Origin of the sequence: Streptomyces griseoloalbus, from assembly GCA_014650015.1 — a bacterium.
Taxonomy (GTDB): domain Bacteria; phylum Actinomycetota; class Actinomycetes; order Streptomycetales; family Streptomycetaceae; genus Streptomyces; species Streptomyces griseoloalbus.
The window spans coordinates 178,057-199,841 of record BMUD01000002.1 but is presented as its reverse complement, the minus strand read 5'-3'; the positions used below and the strand labels follow the sequence as shown (position 1 = coordinate 199,841).

The window sequence follows — 21,785 nt, the reverse complement described above, 5'->3', positions numbered from 1 at the left end:
TCAGCCGAGCGCCCGGTCCAGGTTGAACGCGGCGCTGATCAGCGCGAAATGGGTGAACGCCTGCGGGAAGTTGCCCTGTTGCTCCCCGGTGTGGCTGATCTCCTCGGCGTACAGGCCGAGATGGTTGCCGTACGTCAGCATCTTCTCGAAGGCCAGGGACGCCTCGTCGAGCCGTCCGGCCCGGGTCAGCGCCTCGACGTACCAGAAGGAGCAGATGGAGAACGTGCCCTCGTCGCCGTTCAGCCCGTCGGGGCTCGTCTGCGGGTCGTAGCGGTAGACCAGCGAGTCGGACACCAGGTCCTCGGTGAGGGAGTCCAGTGTGGACAGCCACTTGGGGTCCGTCGGCGCGATGAACTTCGACAACGGCATCATCAGGACGGCGGCATCCAGGACATCACCGTCCTCGTGCTGCACGAAGGCCTGTCGTGACGCGGACCAGCCGCTGCTCATGATCCGCCGGTAGATGGTGTCACGGCTCGCCTGCCAGTGGGGAAGATCGGCGGGCAGGCCGCGCCGGTTGGCCATCCGGACGGCCCGCTCGATCGCCACCCAGCACATCAGCCGCGAGTACAGGAAGTTCTTCCGTCCGCCGCGCGTCTCCCAGATGCCTTCGTCGGGCTGGTCCCAGTGCGCGCACACCCAGTCCACCAGTGCCGTCACATGGTCCCACTGTTCGCTGGAGACGGGCTCGGCCCACTTGTCGTACAGGTAGATGGAGTCGATCAGCGCCCCGTAGACGTCGAGTTGCAGCTGGTCGGCCGCGGCGTTGCCGATGCGTACCGGCGCCGAGCCCCGGTGACCCTCCAGATGGCCGATTTCGCGCTCGGGGAGCTCGGTGCGGCCGTCGATGCCGTACATGATCTGCAGGGGTCCGGACGGGCTGCCGTCGCCGGGGCTGATGTGCCGGGAGACGAACCCCATGAACGCCTTCGCCTCTTCGGTGAAGCCCAGTCGCAGCAGCGCGTACACGCAGAACGCCGCGTCGCGCACCCACACGTACCGGTAGTCCCAGTTGCGTTCCCCGCCGAACTCCTCGGGCAGGCTGGTCGTCGGCGCCGCCACGATCGCCCCCGTCGGCGCGTAGGTGAGCAGCTTCAGGGTGAGGGCGGAGCGGTGCACCATCTCCCGCCAGCGCCCCCGGTACCGCGAGGAGGACAGCCAGCCCCGCCAGTACGCCACCGTCGCGGCGAACTGCCTCTCCGCCTCCCCGCACTCGCACCGGCTCGGCGACACCTCGCCGCCGATCTGGTCCAGGGCGAACACCGCCGTCTCGCCCTCGGCCAGCTTGAAATCGGCCCGCGCATCCGCTCCGTCGGCCTCCAACGGGACGGTCGAGGTGAGCGCGAGGGACAGATCCCGGGAGTCGAAGACCGCGAGGTCGCCGGTCAGCCGCAGGGTGTGCGGCCGGGTGCCGTACTCGAACCGCGGCGCCACCCGGGTCCGGAACGGAAGGGAGCCGCGCACGCACAGCACCCGCCGGATCAACCGGTGCCGGCCCTCCTCGGCCGACGCGCCGACGACGGGCATGAAGTCCTGCACCTCGCCGACCCCGTCCTCGGTGAAGAACCGGGTGATCAGGACGTTGGTGTCGGGGAAGTAGAACTGCTTGGTGCGGGCCGGCACGGCAGCCGCCAGCTCGAAGCAGCCGCCCCGCTCGGCGTCCAGGATCGCGGCGAAGACACTCGGCGCGTCGAAGGACGGGCAGCAGTACCAGTCGATGGTGCCGTCGGTGCCCACCAGCGCCACACTGCGCATGTCACCGATGAGCCCGTGGTCGGCGATCGGCACGTACCCGCGTGTCCCGGCCTCCCGGTCCCTGGCCGTCCCGTCCATCGCAGCCTCCCTGGCCCGGCACGCCTCACCTGCCAGTTTAGGGCCTGTCCGACGAATGTTGCCGTCGTCCGGAGGCAGACGGCAATGGTCGGCCGGACCCTGGGCGGGTCCGGCCGCACGGGCTCAGACCACGACGACCCGCAGCCCCTCCTCTTCGAACCGGCGTACCCCGTCCGGGTCCGCCGCCGAGTCCGTGACCAGGGTGTCCACCGCGTCGGCCGCACAGATCCGGGCGAAGGCACGCCGGCCCAGTTTGCTGGAGTCGGCGGCCACGACCACCCGCTCGGCCCGCTCGCACAGCAGCCGGTTGATCGCCGCCTCCGCCTCGTCATGGGCCGCCGCACCATGTGCGGCATCGAAGGCGACGACACCGAGCACCGCCACGTCGAGGGTGATCTGCCCCAGTACTCCGTCCGCGAGCGGGCCGACCAGCTCGTACGACTGGGCCCTCGCCACCCCGCCCGTCAGCACGATCTTGAACTGGGGCCGTACGGCCAGCTCGTTGGCGATGTTCAGCGCGTTCGTCACCACGGTCAGCGCCGGGGACCCGGACGCCAGGTCGCCGCGTGCGGCCAGCGCCCGCGCCACCTCCGTGGTGGTCGTACCACCGGTCAGCCCGACCGCCTCGCCCGGCGCGACGAGATCCGCCACCGCCTTCGCGATGCGCTGCTTCTGCGAGGCGTGCCGCGCGCTCTTGTAGCGCAGCGGCAGCTCGTACGACACCCCGTGCACCACGGCGCCGCCCCGGGTGCGCACCAGCATCTGCTGCTCGGCGAGCCCGTCGAAGTCGCGCCGGATGGTCGCGGCCGACACCGCCAGTTCGGCGGCCGCCTCCTCGACGTCCAGCCGGCCGCGCTCGACGAGCAGCTCCAGCAGCGCCTTCCAGCGGGCGTCCCGCGACATCCGCCCCTCCCCTTCCCGGCCGTTCCCTCGATCTCCGGTGGCCCTAACGCACCCGATCTTTGCACTTGATGCTTGATTCTGCTCGAAATCTCGCTCTATCTTGCAAGAACAATCATCGAGCCTTTCAGAGGTGCCGCATGACGCATGTCGAGGACGAACTGAACAGTCAGCCCGCATGCTGGCGGCGCGCCGCCGCGCAGGCCGCGGCACACGGCCCGGTGCTGCCGGTGCCGGGGGAGCGGGTCGCGGTGGTCGGCTGCGGCACCTCGTACTTCATGGCGCAGGCGGTCGCCGCCCTGCGCGAGGGCGCGGGCCGGGGCGAGACCGACGCCTTCGCCGCCTCGGAGTTCCCGCACCGACGGGCCTACGACCACGTCGTCGCCCTCACCCGCTCCGGCACCACCACCGAAGTCCTGGACCTGCTCGGCCGGCTGAAGGGCCGCATCCGCACCACCGCGGTCACCGCCGACCCGGCCACGCCCGTGATGTCGCTCGCCGACGAGACGGTCGTCCTCGCATACGCGGACGAACGCTCCGTCGTCCAGACCCGGTTCGCGACCACGGCCCTCACCCTGCTCCGCGCCCACCTCGGCCTGCACACCGCGGCGGTCGAGGAGGACGGTCGGACGGCCCTCGCGGCACCGCTGCCCGAGGGGCTCGTGGACTGCGCCCAGTTCACCTTCCTCGGCCGCGGCTGGACCGTCGGACTGGCCAACGAGGCCGGGCTGAAGATGCGCGAGGCCGCACTGGCCTGGACGGAGGCCTATCCGGCGATGGAGTACCGGCACGGCCCCATCAGCATCACGGCGCCCGGCAGGGCCACGTGGATGTTCGGGGCGGCCCCCGACGGGCTGGCCGGACAGGTCCGCGACACCGGCGGACTGTGGATCGAGGGCACCCTCGATCCGCTCGCCGAACTCGTCCGCGCCCAGCGGCTCGCCGTCGCCGTCGCCGCGGCCCGCGGCCTGGACCCCGACCGGCCCCGCCACCTCACCCGCTCGGTCGTCCTCGCGCCCTGACACCGTCGGAAAGGACGGACCGTGCCCCTCACGACCACCGGCGAACTCGTCGCCCGCGCCGCCGCGCACCGCTCAGCGGTCGCCTCGTTCAACATCATCACGCTCGAACACGTCGAGGCCGTCATCGCCGGCGCCGAGTCGGTGAACGCCCCCGTCGTCCTCCAGGTCAGCGAGAACGCCGTCACGTTCCGTCACGGCCGGCTGCTCCCGCTCGCCCGGGCCGCCGTCGCCGCCGCCGAGCGCGCCTCCGTTCCCGTCGCGCTGCACCTCGACCATGTCCGGAGCGACGCCCTGCTGCGTCAGGCCCCGGACGCCGGATTCGGCTCCGTGATGTACGACGCGGCCCGGCTGCCGTACGCCGACAACCTCGCCGCGACCCGGGCCGCCGTCGACTGGGCCCACGCCCAAGGGCTGTGGATCGAGGCCGAGCTGGGTGAGATCGGCGGCAAGGACGGACAGGGTGCGCTGGACGCCCACACCCCCGGCGCCCGCACCGACCCCGACCAGGCCCGCGCGTTCGTCGCGGACTCCGGCGTGGACGCGCTGGCCGTCGCCATCGGCACCACCCACGCCATGACCACCCGCACCGCCGCCCTCGACCACGCCCTCCTCAAACGACTGAACGCGGTCCTGGACGTCCCCCTCGTCCTGCACGGTTCCTCCGGCCTCCCCGACGACGAACTCGCCGCGGCGGTCACGGGCGGCATCGCCAAGGTCAACGTCGGGACCGCCCTGAACATCGCCATGACCGGCGCGATCAGACAGTTCCTCACCGCCCGCCCCGAGGCGGTCGACCCGCGCGGCTATCTCACGGTGGGCCGGGAGGCGATGACCCGGGCCGTGGCGGGGATCATCGAGGCGCTGGGCCCGGACCCCGCGATGCCCTGAGCTACCGCTTCACCGCCTTCAGCACCACGAACTTCGCATCCGAGGCCACGACGTCACTGTTGCCGAACAGCCGCCGCAGCTTCACGTGGTAGCCGAGGTGCCGGTTGCCGACCACCCACAGCTCGCCGCCCGGGCGCAGGGTGCGCCGGGCGCCGGTGAACATGCGCCAGGCCGTGGCGTCGGTGGTCGCCTGGTGGGAGTGGAAGGGCGGGTTGTTGAGAACGAGGTCGGCACTGCCCTCCGGCACGCCCGCCAGGCCGTCACCGACCCGGAACTCGGCGTGTCCGGGGACGTCGTTCGCCCGGAACGTGGCCTCGGCGGACGCCACCGCCTGGAAGGACTCGTCCACGAACAGCACCTCCGCACCCGGGTCGGCCAGCGCCATCGCCGTGCCGACGACGCCGTTGCCGCAGCCCAGGTCCACCACCCGTCCGCCGCCCCGGCTCGCGGGCAGGTGCTTCAGGAAGAACCGGGTACCGATGTCGAGGCGGTCGGCGCAGAAGACCCCCGCGTGATTGACGACGGTCCGGCCGGAGACGGGGCCGATGCCGTCGGGGAGCGTGTAGCGGTACGGCCAGGGGTTGGCCGGGCGCTTCAGCGACGGGTCGGGCGTGCAGAAGATGAGGCGGGCCTTCTGCTCGGCGAGCGAGGTGCGGGTCGGGCCGAGGATCCGCTCGAAGAGGTCCAGCGTCGAGGTGTGGATCTCCTTCACCATGCCGGTGCCGACGACGACCGTGTCCGCGTGCACCGCCGGCGCCAGCCGCAGCAGCTGGTCCTCCAGCAGCGCCAGGCTCTTCGGTACCCGCAGCAGCAGCACGTCGATCCGGTCCGGCGGCGGGTCCTGCGTGGTGAGCAGCCGGACCGCGCCCGGCTCCACGGTGTTGCGGGCGAGGTTGGCGCGGGTCGCCTCCTGTCCGAGCCAGGAGTCGGTGATCTGCGTCGGCCGGTGTGCCGCGAGCGCCGTGACCAGGGCGCCCCAGCGGTCACCGACGACCACGACCGTCCCGGACAGCGGGACCCGCCGCTCGGCGAGATGCCTGAGCAGATACGCGTCGGACGCGTCCCAGGCGCGCAGCCTGTCGCGCGGGTCCTCGGGGAACCGGGCCAGCACCGGCTCGCCCCACGGAGTCGTCATACGGTCGTTCATCGTGCTGCCAGGCTAGCCGAGCCCCAGCTCACGGTGTGTCCGGCAGGATGGGAGGCATGGAGGCCGAGCTGTTTCCCAGGACGCGCGGCGAGATCGCGCCCGGCGCGGTGCACGTGCCGGACTGGCTGGACGCGCGAGAGCAGCGCGAGCTGCTGGCCGCCTGCCGGGAGTGGGCCAGGCCGCCCGCCGGACTGCGCACCGTCCGCACGCCCGGCGGCGGCACCATGACCGCCCGGCAGGTGTGCCTCGGCCGCCACTGGTATCCGTACGGCTATGCCCCGACCGTCGTCGACGGCGACGGCGCGCCGGTGAAGCCGTTCCCCGCCCGGCTCGGCGAACTGGGCCGCCGCGCGGTGACCGACGCGCTCGGGGCCGGGTCCGCGCGCGGGGCCGCGTACGACATCGCCCTCATCAACTTCTACGACGCCGGCGCCCGCATGGGCATGCATCGCGACAGCGACGAGAAGGCCGACGCGCCCGTGGTGTCACTGAGCCTCGGCGACATGTGCGTGTTCCGCTTCGGCAACACGCGGACCCGGACCCGCCCCTGGACGGATGTCGAGCTGCGCAGCGGCGACCTGTTCGTCTTCGGCGGCCCGTCCCGGTTCGCGTACCACGGCGTTCCCCGGGTGCACGCGGGCACGGCACCCCCGGAGTTGGGCCTGACCGGACGGCTCAGCATCACGCTGCGGGTCAGCGGGCTGTAGGGCCGGCCGGGCCCCTCACGCCGGACCGGATCCGACCCGCTCCGGTTGCGGATCATGGGAGACTCGCCTTCATGAGCGGGAAGGCGGACCCCCGGCCGGCGGGGGAAGGGACCACCTCGAGGACGCGGTTGGACCGGGGGCGCGGCGCGCTCGGGCCCGCGCTGGAGCTCGTGCACACCGGACGCGCCCCGACCCGCGCGGTGCTCACCGCAGAGCTCGGTGTGACCCGCGCGACGGCCGGAGCGGTCGCCGCCGAGCTGGAGGCGCTCGGGCTGATCAAGGTGGACGCCCGGCCCGGTGCCGCGGCCGGTTCGCAGGGACGCCCCTCGCACCGGCTGTCCGTCGCCGAGGACGGCCCCGTGGCGCTCGCCGCGCAGGTGCACGCCGACGGCTTCCGGGCGGCCCTGGTCGGGCTGGGCGGCCGGATCGTCGCCACGGCGCCCGGCTGCGAGGTCGTCGACGCCGACCCGGCGAAGGTCCTCGGTTCCGTCGTCGCGGCCGGCGCCGAGCTGCTGCGGGAGACCGGGCGGCGGTGCGTGGGCGCCGGGCTCGCCGTGCCCTCGGCGGTGGCCGAACCGGAAGGGCTGGCACTCAACCCCCTGCACCTGGCCTGGCCCGCGGGCGCACCGGTCCGGGAGATCTTCGCCGAGCAGGTGCGCGCGGCCGGCCTCCAAGGGCCCGCCTTCGCGGCCAACGACGTCAACCTCGCCGCCCTCGCCGAACACCGGCACGGCGCCGGGCGCGGCTCCCGCGATCTGCTGTGCGTGGCCACCGGCCACCGGGGTGTGGGCGGCGCCCTGGTGCTCGACGGCCGCCTGCACTCGGGCAGTGCGGGTCTCGCCCTGGAGGTCGGCCACCTCACCGTCAACCCCGAGGGCCGGCCCTGCCACTGCGGCAGCCGCGGCTGCCTGGACGTCGAGGCGGACCCGCTGGCCCTCCTCACCGCGGCGGGACGCGCCCCCGGCCCCGAGATGTCCCTGCTGAAGCAGGCCGACGACCTGATCCGCGGCCAGTACGACGACCCGGGCGTACGCACCGCCACCGCGGCCCTCATCGACCGCCTCGGCCTCGGCCTGGCCGGCCTGGTGAACATCCTCAACCCGGACCGGATCATCCTCGGCGGCCTGCACCGCACCCTGCTGGAGGCCGACCCGGACCGGCTACGCGCCGTCGTCGCCGACCGCAGCCTGTGGGGCCGCAGCGGCGGCGTCCCGATCCTCGCCTGCACCCTGGATCACAACAGCCTGGTCGGCGCGGCGGAACTCGCCTGGCAGCCGGTGCTGGACGACCCTCTCGGGGCACTCGCCCAGGATGACAGCCCGACCGACAGAAAGCCGACGTCATGACCCACCAGCTCACCGTCAGCGTCCTGGGCACCGGCATCATGGGCGCCGCGATGGCGCGCAACCTCGCCCGCGCCGGACACACCGTCCGTGCCTGGAACCGCACCCGCGCGAAGGCCGACCCGCTCGCCGCCGACGGCGCGCACATCGCCGACACCCCCGCCGAGGCCGTCGAGTCCGCCGACGTCGTGCTGACCATGCTGCACGACGGCCCCGCCACCCTGGAGACGATGCGTGGGGCGGCCCCCGCGCTGCGCCCCGGGACCGCCTGGGCGCAGTCCACCACCGCGGGCATCGAGGGCGTCGCCGACCTGGCCGGCTTCGCCCACGAGCACGGCCTGCTCTTCTACGACGCCCCGGTCCTGGGCACCCGTCAGCCCGCCGAGGCCGGACAGCTGACCGTGCTCGCCGCCGGACCCGCCGAGGGCCGGGACAGGGTGACCCCGGTGTTCGACGCCGTCGGCGCCCGCACCGTGTGGACCGGGGAGGACGGCGCGACGGGCAGCGCGACCCGCCTGAAGCTGGTCGCCAACAGCTGGGTGCTCGCGGCCACCGCCGCAGCCGGCGAGACCCTCGCCCTGGCCAAGGCCCTCGACGTCGCACCGGACGCCTTCTTCGACCTCATCGCCGGCGGCCCCCTCGACATGGGCTATCTGCGGGCCAAGGCCGCTCTGATCCTGGAGGAGCGGCTGTCCCCGGCCCAGTTCGCGGTGACCACCGCCGCCAAGGACGCCGGACTGATCGTGCGGGCCGGCGAACGGCACGGCGTCCGCCTGGACGTGGCCGCCGCGAGCGCCGAGCGACTGGAGCGGGCCGCGGACCTGGGCCACGGCGACGAGGACATGGCCGCCGCCTACTACGCCAGCTTCGGCGACGGCCCCACCACCTGACCACCGGCCCGCACACCACCGGCCCGCACACCACCGGACCGCAACCACCGTCGAGCACACCGAGGAGTCCGTAGTGTCCAAGCCCCCGCTGCCCCCCGAGGCCGACGCCCTGCTGCGCCGGCCGAACCCCTGCGTCATGGCCACGATCCGCTCCGACGGCGCACCCGTCTCCACGCCCACCTGGTACCTGTGGGAGGACGGCCGCGCGCTGATCAACCTCGACGAGGGCCGGGTCCGTCTGCAGCACCTGCGGCGCGAACCGCGCGTCACCCTCACCGTCCTGGCCGAGGACGACTGGTACACCCACGTCACCCTGCTCGGCCGCGTCGTCGACCTGCGCGACGACACGGGTCTGGCCGACATCGACCGCCTCGCCCGGCACTACACCGGTGGCCCGTACCCGGACCGGAAGCGTGCCCGGGTCAGCGCCTGGGTCGAGGTCGAACGCTGGCACGGCTGGGGCGCGATGAGGGACAGCGACCAGGCGGCCACCTGACCGCGGGCGCCCGGCCGGACGTCACCGCCAGTCCACGGCGAAGGCCCGGCCGGGATTCCCGGTGAGGATGCGGTCCACCGCCTCCGCACCGACGGCCTGAGCCAGCCGGGGCCGCAGCCGGTCGAGCAGATACGGCATACCGGGACCGCCGTCCACCGAGCGGGCGGTGGCGGTCGTGGTGTCGCAGCCCAGCAGCAGCCGGCCGCCGAAACCCGCCTCGACCAGGGCTTGTACGGCGTCCGGCAGCCGCCAGTCGGTGGTGTGGTGGGCGCGTGACGGGCCGTCGAACGCCAGATAGCAGCCGCTCTCCGCGGCCTGCCGGTGCACCACCGGATCGGGACAGCGGTTGAGATGCCCCAGCACCACCCGGTGTGGGGGAACCGCCAGCCGGCGGCACAGCAGCTCCAGTACGTCCAGCGCGCCGGTGCCCAGCTCCAGGTGCACGGCGACGGTCGCCCCCGTGGCGTGGTGCGCCTCGGCCGCAGCCGACAGCGTCCGGCGGGCGTGCTCGTCCAGGGCGTGGAAACCGCCCGCGACTTCGATGAATCCCGCCCGGACCCCCGACGTGCCGATGCCCTCGGTCAGTTCGGACACGAAGAGCCGCGCGAGCCGGCCACGCAGTCGCGTGAGCGTCTCCTCGTCGTAGTGCACCGCCTGGTGCAGTCCGGTCGCGGCGACCACGTGCACTCCGGTCCCGCGGGACAGCGCGGGCAGATCGGCGGCCCGGCGCCCCATCCCGTACGGAGTCCACTGCACCACGCTCCCGCCGCCGCGCTCCCGGAACGCCGCCGGCTCCGCGCGCGCCGCGGAACGGCTGCGCAGCTCCTCACCGGGGAGCCGGAGACTGCTGAGGAACAGGTGGTCGTGCGCGTCGCACACGCCCAGGTGCCCGGGCGGCACATCGCCGAGCACGGTGCGGACCGCGTTCACCACTGGCGTCCCCGGGGCAGCCGGTCCCGCTCCGGCGCCGACAGGTGCAGCACCTGGAAGACCTCGCCGTCCGTCCGCGGGGCGTCATGCCGCCAGAGGGAGAAGTGCACCAGCTCCCAGCGGGCGGTGTCCACGGCGGACGCCGCGAGCACCACACCGTCCGTCCCGGCCAGCCGCCCGCACGCGCGGACCGCCTCCTCGGCCACCTCGCCCACCCGCACCCCGTCCGGCACGGGACACCGGTGCCGTACGGCGGCGACCGCCGGGGCATCCGCAGCCACCCCGTCCTCGTGCGCCAGGCCCGTCCACTGGCGTACCGGGGGGCGCCCGAAGTCGTCGGCGATCCCCTGGAAACCGCCGCCCCAGAGGAAGGCGTTCATGCCCTCCGCCGTGTTCCACAGGTAGAACGGCGCGTACTGGTTGACCGGCGAGCCGTGCACCCCGCGTTCGCGCACCAGATACGCCTTGACGCCGAGGCCCTGCCACGCGTCGAGCAGATGTCCACGACGGGCCACGCGGTCCCGGACGATCCGCATGTCGTAGTCGGCGGGCAGGGTGAGTTCGTACTGCAGGGCGTGCAACGAGGGCCTCCCGGGCCGGAGTCAGGGACGTGTTCGGGGCTGTCGATCCTGCGGTGCGAGCAGTGCGAGCAGGCCGCGCACACCCGCGTCGAAGGCGGCGGGGGAGCCGGAGGCGCGGGCGAGCACATAGCCGCCCTGGACGGTCGCCACGACGGCCGCCGCGATCTCCTCACTGTCCAGGCCGGGCGCGAACTCGCCCTGTTCCCGCCCCTCTTCGACGATCCCGGCGAGTCGCGCGCGCAGCCAGTCCAGCGTCTCGTCCACCGGGGCGCGCAACGCGTCGTCGGCGATCACGTCCGGGTCCATGGTCAGCCGCCCCACCGGACAACCGCGCAGCACGTCGCGCTCGCGCAGCAGATACGCCTCGATGCGCTCGTACGGCGTGCCCGGGCCGTCGAGTACTCCCGCGGCGGTGGCCCGCATCTCCTCGGCGGTGCGCCGGATCGCGGCCAGCGCGAGGTCGGGCTTCCCCTTGAAGTGGTGGTACATGCTGCCCTGGCCCGCGCCCGCCCGCTCCAGGATCGCCTTCGGGCTGGTGCCCACGTAGCCGCGCTCCCACAGCAGCGCGCGGGTGGACTCGATGAGTCGCTCCGAAGTGCTCATGCCCCCACTGTACATACCAGTAGGTACAGAAGTCGAGGTGTTCGGGAGCGGGGCGGGAGCAGGCCCCCGCCCTCCGCGTACTCCCCGGGAGGTATGCGCAGTGCCGCTGGCCGTACGACGACCGGACACCCCTCGCGGGACGACGCTCGAGGTGTCGCGCAAGGAGCGACGAGACACCGCACCCGAGGAGTTGACGATCATGCAGACCCTGGCGCACTTCGGCGACGGCGGGCCCGGCCCGTGGATCCTGTTCCTGCCCGTGATCTGGGCCCTGGTCATCGGCGGCGGCATCGCGCTGCTGCGCCGCACGGTGTGGCGCGGACGCCGCGGACCCGAACGACCCACGGTGGAGGAGAACTCCCCCCTCGCGGTGCTCGGTCACCGCTTCGCCTCCGGCGAGATCGACGAGGACGAGTACTGGCGCCGGCTGTCCGTCCTGGACGAGCGGTTCGGCCGCGACGGCAGGGGCGGTGCGGCATGACCACCACGACCACCGGCACCCGGACCGCCGCCCGGGTCGTCGACGCCGTCAAGGTGTACGGCGCCGGCGACACCGCCGTACGGGCCCTGGACGGGGTCAGCGTGACCTTCCCGGCCGCCCGCTTCACCGCCGTCATGGGGCCTTCGGGCTCCGGCAAGTCCACCCTGCTGCACTGCGCGGCCGGACTGGACACCCTCACCCGTGGAGCCGCCTGGATCGGCGCCACCGAACTGGGCGGCCTCGACGACCGCCGCCTCACCCTGCTGCGCCGCGACCGCGTGGGTTTCGTGTTCCAGGCCTACAACCTGGTGCCGACGCTCACCGTCGCCGAGAACATCACCCTGCCGCTCGATCTCGCGGGCGACGGGGGAGACCCCGAGTGGATCGACACCCTGATCGACGTCGTGGGCCTGCGTGACCGGCTGCGGCACCGGCCCGCCGAGCTGTCCGGCGGGCAGCGGCAACGCGTCGCGGTGGCACGGGCGTTCGCCGGCCGGCCGGACGTGGTCTTCGCCGACGAGCCGACCGGCAACCTCGACTCCCGCTCCGGCGAGGAGGTGCTCGGGCTGCTCGGCAACGCCGTACGGCAGACCGGTCGCACCGTCGTCATGGTCACCCACGACCCGGTCGCCGCGGCCCACGCCGACGAGGTGGTCTTCCTGGCCGACGGGCGCCTGGTCGACCGGATGGAAGTCCCGACCGCCGACGCGGTCCTGGACCGGATGAAAGCCTTCGAGGTGCCCTCATGAACACCTCCCTACGCCTGAGCGTGTCCTCCCTGCGCGCCCACAAGCGCCGCTTCGCCGGGACGTTCCTCGCCGTGTTCCTGGGCGTGGCCTTCCTGGCCGGGACCCTCGTCATGGGCGACACGCTGCGCGCGAGCTTCGACAGCATGTTCGGCAACGCGGCCGCCGGCACCGACGCCGTCGTCCGCAGCGCCGACGCCATCACCACACCCGGGGAAAGCCAGGGGGTACGTCAGCCGGTCGCCGCGGATCTGGTGCGTACCGTCGAGCGGGTCCCGGGCGTCGCCGCGGCAGCCCCCGACATCCAGGGCGCCGGACAGCTCGTCGCGGCGGACGGCGAGCCGATCGGCGGGCAGGGGCCGCCCACGGTCGCCGGCAACTGGATCGCCGACCCCGCGCTCAACCCGTACCGACTCGCCCAGGGCCGCGCCCCGCGAAAGTCCGGGGAGGTCGTGGTGAACCGCGGCACCGCCGAGCGGGGCGGCCTGGACATCGGCGACACGACCGTGCTGCGCACCCCCGACCCGGTCGAGGTGACCATCGTCGGGCTCGCCACCTTCGGCGGGGAGGACGGCATGGCACAGGTGACCTTCACCGGTATGACCCGGGCCGACGCCGAGAAGTACCTGACGGCCAGGGCCGGCGAGGCCGCGAGCATCCTGGTGCGGGCCGGACCCGGGGTGAGCCAGGACGAACTGGTCGACCGGCTCACCCCGGCACTTCCCGAAGGCGTCGAGGCCGTCACCGGCCGGCAGTCGGCCGAGGAGAACAACGAGATGATCTCCGGCCAGTTCCTGGGCATCTTCACGCTCTTCCTGCTGGTGTTCTCCGGTGTCGCCCTGCTGGTGGCGACCTTCTCCATCCACAACACCTTCGCGATCGTCGTCGCGCAGCGCACCCGCGAGAACGCCCTGCTGCGGGCGCTGGGCGCCTCGCGCCGCCAGGTCACCGCGGCCACCCTCGTGGAGGCGGGCGTGGTGGCCGTGACCGCGTCGGCGGCCGGACTGGCGGGCGGCATCGGCATCGCGGCGGGACTCCAGGCGCTGTTCCCGGCGATCGGTTTTCCCTTCCCCGAGGGTGCGTTGGTGATCGGCGCGGTGTCGCTGCTGCTTCCGCTCGCGGTCGGCGTGGTGGTCTGTCTGGGCTCCGCCCTGCTGCCCGCCGTACGCGCCGGGCGCACCGCACCGCTGGCCGCGCTGCGCGAGACGGCCGTCGACACCTCCGGTGCCTCCCGCACCCGCGCGGTCGCCGGCACGGGTCTCGCGGCCCTGGCCGTCGCCGTCACGCTCACCGGCGTCCTGGTGTCCCCGTCCGTATGGCCGGCGGGAACCGGCGCCGTCCTGGCCCTGGTCTCCTTCGTGGTCCTCGGCCCCGTGGCCTGCTCGACCGCCGTGCGCGTTCTCGGTGGCCCGCTGGACCGGCTGCGCGGCGTCACCGGCTCCCTCGCCCGGCGCAACGCGCTGCGCAGCCCGAAGCGGACGGCCGCCACCGCGAGCGCGCTGATGATCGGCGTGGCCGTGGTGGCCCTGTTCACGGTGTTCGGGGCGTCGCTGAAGGCCACGATGGACCAGACGGTCGCACGGTCCTTCGCGGGCGACGTCGCCGTCAGCGCCCCGTCGTACGGGGCGGGCGGCAGCGGACTGAGCCCGCGGCTGGCCGACGCGGTCGCGGAGCTGCCCGAGGTGGACACCGCCGTCGGGCTGGGCCGGGGCGTCGCGGAAGTCGACGGGGAGGGACGGGCGTTGACCGTCACCGACCCGGTCGCCCTGCGGCGCACCTTCGACCTCGGCGAGGTCGAGGGCTCCCTGGCCGCGCTGGGCACCGACGGCATCGCGGTCACCGAACAGGAGGCCGACCGGCTCGGGGTGGGCCCCGGAGACACGACCCGGCTCACCTTCACCGACGGCGAGGAGCGGACGTTCACGGTCCGTGCCGTCTACGGGCAGTCCGAACTCGCCGGCGACTACGTCATCACCCGCGCGGCGTGGGCTCCGCACCGCACCCAGGACGCCGACACCCTCGTCGCGGTCACCTTCGCCGACGGTGTGGACGGCGAGACGGGCAAGGCAGCGGTGCAGGCGGTCGCCGACGACTACGGCAACCCGGAAGTCCAGACCCGTGACGAGTACGCGCAGTCCTCGGCGGCCGGCATCGACATGATGCTGACCCTGGTCTACGCGCTGCTCGCCCTGGCCGTGCTGATCGCGCTGCTCGGCATCGCCAACACCCTCACCCTGGCGATCCACGAGCGCACCCGCGAACTGGGTCTGCTCCGGGCCGTCGGCCAGACCCGGTCCCAACTGCGGGCCATGGTCCGCTGGGAGTCGGTCCTGGTCGCCGCGTTCGGTACCGCGGGCGGACTCGCCCTGGGCGCCTTCCTCGGCTGGGTTCTGGTGGAGGCCTCCGACGGCGCGAGCGACAGCGCCTTCGCCTTCGCGATGCCGCCGGTGCAGCTCGCGGTGGTGGCGCTGGTCGGCCTCGCGGCGGGCGTCCTCGCGGGTCTGCGCCCGGCCCGCCGTGCGGCCCGTCTCGACGTGCTCCGCGCCGTCGCCACGCGGTGACGGGGGCGCGCAGGCCCGCCGAGGCGCGTGCCCGGGGGGGCCTGCGCGCGATCCGGGGCGTGGCCCGCCCGGGTGCGCCGCGGGCCGCCGCCACGGAGTGACGGCGGCGGCGGGGCGCGCGGCGGGCGTGCGGCTCCGGCGAGTCCGTGTCCGGCCGGTGGTGCGGCGCGTTCGATGTATTGCGGGCGGGTTGTCGCCGTCGGATGGCGGCAGAGACCGGCGGGCCGAGCACCTTCGGTTTCCCGACGCCGGCTTGGGCGCGCCGTGGGCTCCACTCGCCAGGAAAGGGGAGCGTCACCGCCCGGTCAGCCGGCAACGGCGGACCGGGCGGGAGCGGGTTCGGGCCGGTGGCCCTCGGTGGCGTGCTCGACGAGCGCGACCTCCGCGAACCGGTGATCGGTGCGTTCGCCGGCCGTGAGCAGCGGGCGCCGGTCCCAGGCCGCCGGGGCGGTCGCGGACGGCGTCGGCAGGGTGAACCACACGACCTTGCCGGACTCGCCGTCCGGCACCACGCCCCAGCTCTCGCTCATCGCGGCCACCATCGCCAGCCCGCGTCCACAGGTGGCGAGCGGACCGGCGTCCGCCACGACCGGCAGTCGTGGGTCGTGGTCGCGCACCGAGACCTTGAGCCGGTCGAGCTGCAGTTCCATCTCGACGGTGCACGTCTTGTCGGGCCGGGCGTGCCGGTGGACGTTGGACAACAGCTCCGTCACACCGAGCGAGGCCCGGTCTATCAGGGAATCCATGTGCCAGTAGCGCAACTGCGCAGATACGATTCTGCGGACCTGGCCGATCCGCGACGGCAGGGCTTGGAGCTCCACCGCGCAGTGCCTGCTTGGGTGACTGATCACGGCTGCGACTCCCCGACGTGAGGTCCGGAAGAACACGGAGTACGGATCCAGCAGGGCGCCTGCGTGACGCTGCCGCCTGCTGTCGTGGCCGGCGGGCTGGTTCGCAGCGTTATCGCCGGTAAACCCAGAGTGACGTGAGAACAGCGTGACGCAGGGGGTGGGGTGGCGCAACTCGCGGACATCTCAGGCGCCACGCCCCGACGCCCGGCGGACGGCTTCGATGAACCGGCGGGCCGCGGGCGGACCGGGCTCACCCGGAGCGGGGTCGTGGTCGCCGAGGGTCAGCAGGTACCGCTTGCCGTTGAGGTCCGCCAACGCCCGGTCCTCGGGCGCGAACCAGGGCTGCGACGCGCGTACCGCCTGCACCGGCGCGCTGTCGATCTCACTGCCGTAGCTCGTGAGCAACTCCAGCCGGCCGTCGCTGATCCGGACCTGACCGGCCCGGGTGAGCGAACGCAGCCACTTGCCGATCCGCACGCCCGTGGCCGTGAACTCCGGCTCCGCCATGCCACCCGCCCCCTTGTGCGCGTCGGTGTGCCGGACCGCGCTCCGCGGGCCGGCTCCTGTCCAGATCCAGTGTGCCCCCCGTACGGAAGCGTGCTCCCGCCGGTGCAGTCTGCCCGCACCGGCCGCCGAGCACCAGTACGCACGCCTCGTTCCCGGGGGCGCGGGGAGCACTCGCGCCCATGCGCCCCGCGCCCCCGCGCCTCGGTTCCCCAGGGGTGCCTTTGGGGTCCCCAAAGGAGTGTTTATGCAGGTGAGACGTGGTGGAGAAGATGCTTATGATCGGGGTGTCGGCCGCGCGAGACGCCGTCGGCGCTCAGTGTAAGGAGCCCCGCCGTGAGCACTCCCCGACAGACCCTGACCGGCACCACCCTCGACGTCGACCACAGCGACCCCGCCTACCGGGCCTGGCTGAAAGAGGCCGTGCGCAGGGTGCAGGCCGACGCCAACCGCTCGGCCGACACCCATCTGCTGCTCTTCCCGCTGCCCGAGCGGTGGGGCATCGACCTCTACCTGAAGGACGAGTCGACCCACCCGACCGGCAGCCTCAAGCACCGGCTGGCCCGTTCGCTCTTCCTCTACGGGCTGTGCAATGGCTGGATCCGCCCCGGCCGCCCGGTGATCGAGGCGTCCAGCGGCTCCACGGCCGTGTCCGAGGCGTACTTCGCGAAGCTGATCGGCGTTCCCTTCATCGCGGTCATGCCGCGCACGACGAGCGCCGAGAAGTGCCGCCTGATCGAGTTCCACGGCGGCCAGTGCCACTTCGTGGACGACCCGCGGAAGATGTACGAGGAGTCCGCCCGCCTCGCGGTGGAGACCGGCGGCCACTACATGGACCAGTTCACCTACGCCGAACGGGCCACGGACTGGCGGGGCAACAACAACATCGCCGAATCGATCTTCCGTCAACTGGAGTTGGAGCGGTTTCCGGAACCGGCGTGGATCGTCGCCACGGCCGGTACCGGTGGCACCTCGGCGACCCTCGCGCGCTATGTCCACTACATGCAGTACGACACCCGCGTCTGCGTCGCCGACCCCGAGAACTCGTGCTTCTTCCAGGGCTGGACCACCCAGGATCCGGACGTCGCCTGTGACCGCGGTTCCCGTATCGAGGGCATCGGACGGCCCCGTATGGAGCCGAGTTTCGTGCCCGGCGCGATCGACCGGATGATGAAGGTGCCCGACGCGGCCAGCGTGGCGGCGGTGCGGGCCCTGGAGCGGGTCATCGGCCGCAAGGCGGGCGGCTCCACCGGAACCGGGCTGTGGAGCGCGCTGAAGATCGTGGCGGAGATGGTGGCAGAGGGCCGCCGGGGCAGCGTGGTGACCCTGCTGTGCGATCCGGGGGACCGGTACCTGGACAAGTACTACTCGGACGCCTGGCTGGCCGAGCAGAACCTGGACATCGCGCCCTACACGGCGGCGATCGAGTCCCTGCTGAGCACCGGCGTCTGGCCCGGCCGTGAGCTGCCTGGCGAGCCGTCGGCCCAGTGAGGTCACCGCGTCGCACAGCGCCCTTGCCGGTCCCGGCCGGGCGGCCTCGAGCGTGAGCCGGAACGGTGCCGTGCCGTCGGCCGCGCACGCCCGCCGCACCCGCGTACCCGTCCCGGCCGGCGCGAGCCGCGGTGACCCCGGCCGGCGTACCGTCAGAGGTCCGCGGCCTGCGCGTCGTCCTCGGGCCCGCCCGCCACCACCAGCCGCCGCAGATGCTCGGACACCTCCGTGCGGGCCGTCCCGGGCAGCCCGGCATCCGTGACGAGGGTGTCGACCTGCTCCAGGGAGGCGAACGAACTCAGCCCCACCGTGCCCCACTTGGTGTGGTCGGCGACCACGATCACCCGGCGGGCCGACTGCACCAGCCGGCGGTTGGTCTCGGCCTCCGCGAGGTTCGGCGTCGACAGCCCCGCCTCCACCGATATCCCGTGCACACCGAGGAACAGCAGGTCGAAGTGGAGCGCCGCGATCGCCTGGTCGGCCACCGGGCCCACCAGCGAGTCGGACGGCGTGCGCACTCCGCCCGTCAGCACGACCGTGGCCGCGCCCTGCCGGGACCCCGAGGTGCGCTGCGCCGCGTGGAAGACATCGGCCACCCGCACCGAGTTGGTGACCACCGTGAGGTCGGGGACGTCGAGCAGTCGATGTGCCAGCGCGAACGTCGTCGTGCCGCCCGAGAGCGCGATCGCCGCGCCCGGGGAGACCAGTTCGGCCGCCGCCCGCGCGATGTCCTCCTTGGCGGTGAGCTCCAGGCCCGACTTGGCCTCGAAACCGGGTTCGTGCGTGCTCGCCTCGACCACGGGGACCGCGCCGCCGTGCACCTTCTCCAGCACGCCCTGCCGGGCCAGCGCGTCGAGGTCGCGGCGGACCGTCATGTCGGACACGCCGAGCTTGCGCGTCAGCTCGTTGACCCGGACTCCGCCCCGGCGCCGGACCTCGTCGAGGATCAGGGTGCGCCGCTGCTCCGCGAGGAGGTTCTGATTCTCGCTCACGTACGCTCCGGTCCTTTCGCCGCAAAGCCGTCCGACACGCCCCGCGCGCCCAGTGCGACGAGCGGATTCCCGTCCGTCACCGGTGCGCGGACGTCCCATCCTCCCATGCCGGGACCCGGGCGGCGCCACCGGCGGCTCGTCGCGCGCATGTCATTGGCCTCCCGTATGTTGCTTGCTTGCCCCACGGATCGGGGAGATTACGTGACGAGGCGTGTGGGCCGCTCCGCCACGGGAGATCCTGTGCCCGCACGGACGGAGCCGACGGAGTGTCACGGGGGAAGTGCGAATCAGTGGAGAGCGCGCAGCGACGCAGGCCGGCCGAGGCGGCGGAGGGTTTCGCCACCCGGCCCGGGGAGTCCGGGACCGCCCTGGAACTCCTGGTGCACGGGGTGGGCGGCACCACCCCCGAGGAGATGCTCGACGACCCGCGCACGGTCCGGATCACCGGTGACGACACCGCCGCCATGTTCCGCCGCGCCGACGACGCCGACGCGGAGCGGCACAGCGCCGAACGCCGCGACGGACCCGTCCCCGAGGCCTACGTCTGGTGCAACCTCACCTCCGGGAACGGCACCCGCGCCCTGTGGCTGTTGCTCCTGCCCTTCATGGTCGTCAACCTCGCCCACTGGATGCGCCCCACCGCCCGTGGCCGCAGACGCGCGGTCCGGCTGTACGGGCTGCTGGTACGGCTCGCCGGACTGAGCCTGACGGTGCTGCTCGTCGCGGCCGCCTGCGAGGTCGCCCTCGACCTGGCCGCATGGCAGTGCGCGGGCACCCACGCGTGCGCCGAACGGCACTCCTGGCTCGGTTTCCTCTCGCCCGAACTCTCCGACGGCGGCTGGTGGAGCCTGCCGGGCCGCAGGCTCGCGCTGGCCGCCGTGGTGCCCACCGCCCTCACCGGCCTGCTGTGGTTCCTGTCGCTGCGCACCTGGAGCGCGTACGAGTCCCAGCAGCCGATGACCCACGACGCCGAGCCCGAGGAGGAGGGCGGCCGCACCGCACTGGGCCGCCCCGGCTTCTGGTACGGCCGCCGCCTGGTCGCCCGGCTGCGTGCCGCCCATACCGCCGCCGGGCTGCTGACGGTCGCGACCGCCGTCGGCTCCGCCGCCGCCCGCCAGGACCGCGAGCCGGGCGGCCCGGCCGCCCTCGCCGTCCTCGGTGTGCTCCTGGAGGCGGCGCTGGCCGTCGGGGCGTGCGTCGTGGTGTGGGTGGTGTGCCGCCGGGGCCGCGCCGAACGCCGCCTGGACGACGGACTCGACCGGCGCCTGGTGCGGTACCTGCCGCTCACGGCCGCCGCTCTGCTCGCGCTCAGCCTGCTGTACGCCGGGTGGGAGCGCACCGGATGGGAGTCGGCGGGCCGGCTGCCGGGCGACGCCACCTTCGGCGCCCTCGCGCTCGCGCAGGGCCTGCTGGTGATCGTCCTCGCCGTGGTCGCCCACTCCCTGCACCGCAGCGACCCCGACCGGCGTGCCGCGATCCGGGGCCTGGCGGGGCCGGCGGTCGCCATGCTCGCCTGTGCGCTGGGCGGCGTGATGTCCGGCGGTGTCTCCCAGCGGGTGTCCGACTGGCTGGACGGCACCGGGACCTCGATGCCCGGGCCGCCGGTGCTGCTCACCTGGCAGGCGTCCGTGATCCCCCCGCTGCTCGTCGTGGTGCTGGTGCTGTGCGGCTGGCTCGCCCGGCGCGCCTGGCGGATCGCCCGCGCGCAGAGCGCCGCCGTGGAACGCGAGTACGCCGGCGAGACGGGCGACCCCGGCCGCACCCGCCGTATCGCCTCCGTACGCGCCATGGCCGCGCTCACCGACCGGGGACCGCGCATCCTGGCCGTCACCTCCACCGCGACCCTGCTGCTGGGTGCCGGCGCCCTCGCCGGTGCCCTGGCCACCGACAAGACACCCGGCGAGGCGGCCCACGGGTCGTACGCCGTCGTCCACGGCGCGGCCGAGACCGCGCAGGCGTTGGGCTCCTGGCTGATCGGACTCGGCTTCATCCTCCTCGTCACCTGGGGCCGCCGCGCCTACAAGGACCCCTCCGCGCGGCGCACCATCGGCATCCTGTGGGATGTCGGCACCTTCTGGCCGCGCGCCGCGCACCCCTTCGCCCCGCCGTGCTACGCCGAGCGCGCGGTGCCCGACCTGACCTGGCGGATCGCCACCTGGACCCGGGCCACCGGCGGGCGGCTGGTGATCTCCGGCCACTCCCAGGGCAGCGTCCTCGCCGCCGCCGCGGCCTGGCAGCTCGCGCCGTCCACCCGCAGACGCGTCGCCCTGCTGACCTACGGCTCCCCGCTGGAGCGGCTCTACGGCCGCTGGTTCCCCGCCCACTTCGGGCCGGACGCGCTCAGCTCCCTGCACGAAGAGGTCGACTGCTGGCGCAACCTCCACCGGCTCACCGACCCCATCGGCGGACCCATGAGGCTGCCCGGCGACCGCGGCCCCGACGTGGACCGCCCAGCCCTCAAGGACCCCCTCGCCTACGGCCGTACCGAGGCCCATCCGCTGCCCGCGCCGATCCTCGGCCACTCCGACTACCAGGCCGACCCGGCCTTCGCCGAGGAGCGCCGCCGGCTGCTCGCCCGCCTGCGCCCGGACGTACCGGCACCGCGGCACACGGGCGAGCCCGGCGCGGACCCCGGGGTGGTCTCGGCGTAGGGCCGGCCCGGCCATTCCCGACTGCCCCGCGACGCCATGCACGCACTCTCGCCGCACCGTCCCCTGACCCGAGTACATCCGGGACGAGGGCCAGGGGCCGGCACGCCGAGAGCACGCACCCGGCGCCGCGGAGCCGCCCTTCGGGCAACAACGGCAATGATCGGACGG

Annotated in this window: 20 protein-coding genes; 11 read left to right on the top strand and 9 right to left on the bottom strand. The window is 73.7% G+C overall.

The features are described 5' to 3' along the window. Entirely contained in the window at nt 1-1,833 is a 1,833-nt protein-coding gene (locus IE178_RS03825; protein ID WP_193511288.1) for a glycoside hydrolase family 15 protein, read from the bottom strand. A 123-nt stretch (nt 1,834-1,956) separates the two neighbouring features. After that, on the bottom strand, nt 1,957-2,736 hold the full coding sequence (locus IE178_RS03820; RefSeq protein WP_184762086.1) for a DeoR/GlpR family DNA-binding transcription regulator: 780 nt from the start codon (nt 2,734-2,736) through the stop codon (nt 1,957-1,959). Between the two features lie 137 nt (nt 2,737-2,873). Between IE178_RS03820 and IE178_RS03815 the strand changes: the two genes are divergently transcribed. Both IE178_RS03815 and IE178_RS03810 read left to right on the top strand, forming a co-directional pair. After that, on the top strand, nt 2,874-3,755 hold the full coding sequence (locus IE178_RS03815) for an SIS domain-containing protein (RefSeq protein ID WP_184762085.1): 882 nt from the start codon (nt 2,874-2,876) through the stop codon (nt 3,753-3,755). Between the two features lie 21 nt (nt 3,756-3,776). Continuing rightward, the gene (locus IE178_RS03810; RefSeq protein ID WP_193511287.1) at nt 3,777-4,643 is read left to right on the top strand and encodes a class II fructose-bisphosphate aldolase; all 867 of its coding nucleotides are present in this window, start codon (nt 3,777-3,779) and stop codon (nt 4,641-4,643) included. Nucleotide 4,644: 1 nt separating this feature from the next. On the opposite strand, the gene IE178_RS03805 is transcribed toward IE178_RS03810, so the two are convergent. Continuing rightward, a complete protein-coding gene (locus IE178_RS03805) occupies nt 4,645-5,778 on the bottom strand; it encodes a methyltransferase (RefSeq protein ID WP_193511465.1) in 1,134 nt (377 codons plus the stop codon). A gap of 68 nt (nt 5,779-5,846) precedes the next feature. Here IE178_RS03805 and IE178_RS03800 point away from each other — a divergent pair, with 68 nt between their 5' ends. The 4 genes from IE178_RS03800 to IE178_RS03785 all read left to right on the top strand — a co-directional run bounded on the left by IE178_RS03800 (nt 5,847) and on the right by IE178_RS03785 (nt 9,226). After that, nucleotides 5,847-6,497, top strand: coding sequence for an alpha-ketoglutarate-dependent dioxygenase AlkB family protein (locus tag IE178_RS03800; protein WP_193511286.1), 651 nt, complete (start codon nt 5,847-5,849; stop codon nt 6,495-6,497). A 71-nt stretch (nt 6,498-6,568) separates the two neighbouring features. Continuing rightward, nucleotides 6,569-7,843: an ROK family protein gene (locus tag IE178_RS03795; RefSeq protein WP_193511285.1), complete on the top strand. Its 1,275-nt coding sequence runs from the start codon at nt 6,569-6,571 to the stop codon at nt 7,841-7,843. Beyond that, a complete protein-coding gene (locus IE178_RS03790; RefSeq protein WP_184762080.1) occupies nt 7,840-8,730 on the top strand; it encodes an NAD(P)-dependent oxidoreductase in 891 nt (296 codons plus the stop codon). Before IE178_RS03795 ends, IE178_RS03790 begins: the two co-directional genes overlap by 4 nt. A 73-nt stretch (nt 8,731-8,803) precedes the next feature. Then, nucleotides 8,804-9,226 carry a PPOX class F420-dependent oxidoreductase gene (locus tag IE178_RS03785; RefSeq protein WP_193511284.1) on the top strand — a complete coding sequence of 141 codons (423 nt, stop codon included), beginning with the start codon at nt 8,804-8,806 and terminating at the stop codon, nt 9,224-9,226. Nucleotides 9,227-9,247: 21 nt separating this feature from the next. On the opposite strand, the gene IE178_RS03780 is transcribed toward IE178_RS03785, so the two are convergent. The 3 genes from IE178_RS03780 to IE178_RS03770 are packed head-to-tail and all read right to left on the bottom strand — an operon-like array spanning nt 9,248 to nt 11,340. Next, entirely contained in the window at nt 9,248-10,156 is a 909-nt protein-coding gene (locus tag IE178_RS03780) for a phosphotriesterase family protein (protein ID WP_193511283.1), read from the bottom strand. Next, nucleotides 10,153-10,737, bottom strand: a complete 585-nt coding sequence (locus tag IE178_RS03775) for a DUF4865 family protein (protein WP_193511282.1) — start codon at nt 10,735-10,737, stop codon at nt 10,153-10,155. Before IE178_RS03775 ends, IE178_RS03780 begins: the two co-directional genes overlap by 4 nt. A gap of 21 nt (nt 10,738-10,758) precedes the next feature. Continuing rightward, entirely contained in the window at nt 10,759-11,340 is a 582-nt protein-coding gene (locus tag IE178_RS03770) for a TetR/AcrR family transcriptional regulator (RefSeq protein ID WP_229875381.1), read from the bottom strand. A 199-nt stretch (nt 11,341-11,539) separates the two neighbouring features. Here IE178_RS03770 and IE178_RS03765 point away from each other — a divergent pair, with 199 nt between their 5' ends. Genes IE178_RS03765 through IE178_RS03755 form a run of 3 tightly spaced genes read left to right on the top strand, consistent with a single transcriptional unit; the run spans nt 11,540 to nt 15,128 of the window. Beyond that, nucleotides 11,540-11,821 (top strand): SHOCT domain-containing protein, encoded by a 282-nt coding sequence (locus IE178_RS03765; protein WP_193511280.1) that lies wholly within the window; start codon nt 11,540-11,542, stop codon nt 11,819-11,821. Continuing rightward, nucleotides 11,818-12,570, top strand: coding sequence for an ABC transporter ATP-binding protein (locus tag IE178_RS03760; protein WP_193511279.1), 753 nt, complete (start codon nt 11,818-11,820; stop codon nt 12,568-12,570). Before IE178_RS03765 ends, IE178_RS03760 begins: the two co-directional genes overlap by 4 nt. Then, on the top strand, nt 12,567-15,128 hold the full coding sequence (locus IE178_RS03755; protein ID WP_193511278.1) for an ABC transporter permease: 2,562 nt from the start codon (nt 12,567-12,569) through the stop codon (nt 15,126-15,128). Before IE178_RS03760 ends, IE178_RS03755 begins: the two co-directional genes overlap by 4 nt. 305 nt (nt 15,129-15,433) lie before the next feature. Here IE178_RS03755 and IE178_RS03750 read toward each other — a convergent pair whose 3' ends face one another. Beyond that, nucleotides 15,434-15,979, bottom strand: coding sequence for an ATP-binding protein (locus IE178_RS03750; protein ID WP_184762073.1), 546 nt, complete (start codon nt 15,977-15,979; stop codon nt 15,434-15,436). 183 nt (nt 15,980-16,162) lie between these two features. Continuing rightward, on the bottom strand, nt 16,163-16,486 hold the full coding sequence (locus IE178_RS03745) for a hypothetical protein (RefSeq protein WP_193511277.1): 324 nt from the start codon (nt 16,484-16,486) through the stop codon (nt 16,163-16,165). Between the two features lie 333 nt (nt 16,487-16,819). Between IE178_RS03745 and cds1 the strand changes: the two genes are divergently transcribed. Continuing rightward, nucleotides 16,820-17,974 (top strand): L-cysteine desulfhydrase Cds1, encoded by a 1,155-nt coding sequence (gene cds1 / locus IE178_RS03740; RefSeq protein WP_184762071.1) that lies wholly within the window; start codon nt 16,820-16,822, stop codon nt 17,972-17,974. Between the two features lie 152 nt (nt 17,975-18,126). Here cds1 and IE178_RS03735 read toward each other — a convergent pair whose 3' ends face one another. Then, nucleotides 18,127-18,966, bottom strand: coding sequence for a DeoR/GlpR family DNA-binding transcription regulator (locus IE178_RS03735; protein WP_193511276.1), 840 nt, complete (start codon nt 18,964-18,966; stop codon nt 18,127-18,129). A 290-nt stretch (nt 18,967-19,256) separates the two neighbouring features. Between IE178_RS03735 and IE178_RS03730 the strand changes: the two genes are divergently transcribed. Beyond that, complete coding sequence (locus IE178_RS03730) at nt 19,257-21,617, top strand: hypothetical protein (RefSeq protein ID WP_193511275.1); 2,361 nt, start codon at nt 19,257-19,259, stop codon at nt 21,615-21,617. Nucleotides 21,618-21,785: the final 168 nt, after the last annotated feature.

Excerpts from the sequence above, each read along its gene's own strand:
- IE178_RS03825 (WP_193511288.1), bottom strand. The coding sequence starts at position 1,833 with ATGGACGGGACGGCCAGGGACCGGGAGGCCGGGACACGCGGGTACGTG.
- IE178_RS03820 (WP_184762086.1), bottom strand. The coding sequence starts at position 2,736 with ATGTCGCGGGACGCCCGCTGGAAGGCGCTGCTGGAGCTGCTCGTCGAG.
- IE178_RS03815 (WP_184762085.1), top strand. The coding sequence starts at position 2,874 with ATGACGCATGTCGAGGACGAACTGAACAGTCAGCCCGCATGCTGGCGG.
- IE178_RS03805 (WP_193511465.1), bottom strand. The coding sequence starts at position 5,778 with ATGACGACTCCGTGGGGCGAGCCGGTGCTGGCCCGGTTCCCCGAGGAC.
- IE178_RS03800 (WP_193511286.1), top strand. The coding sequence starts at position 5,847 with ATGGAGGCCGAGCTGTTTCCCAGGACGCGCGGCGAGATCGCGCCCGGC.
- IE178_RS03795 (WP_193511285.1), top strand. The coding sequence starts at position 6,569 with ATGAGCGGGAAGGCGGACCCCCGGCCGGCGGGGGAAGGGACCACCTCG.
- IE178_RS03790 (WP_184762080.1), top strand. The coding sequence starts at position 7,840 with ATGACCCACCAGCTCACCGTCAGCGTCCTGGGCACCGGCATCATGGGC.
- IE178_RS03770 (WP_229875381.1), bottom strand. The coding sequence starts at position 11,340 with ATGAGCACTTCGGAGCGACTCATCGAGTCCACCCGCGCGCTGCTGTGG.
- IE178_RS03765 (WP_193511280.1), top strand. The coding sequence starts at position 11,540 with ATGCAGACCCTGGCGCACTTCGGCGACGGCGGGCCCGGCCCGTGGATC.
- IE178_RS03760 (WP_193511279.1), top strand. The coding sequence starts at position 11,818 with ATGACCACCACGACCACCGGCACCCGGACCGCCGCCCGGGTCGTCGAC.
- IE178_RS03755 (WP_193511278.1), top strand. The coding sequence starts at position 12,567 with ATGAACACCTCCCTACGCCTGAGCGTGTCCTCCCTGCGCGCCCACAAG.
- IE178_RS03745 (WP_193511277.1), bottom strand. The coding sequence starts at position 16,486 with ATGGCGGAGCCGGAGTTCACGGCCACGGGCGTGCGGATCGGCAAGTGG.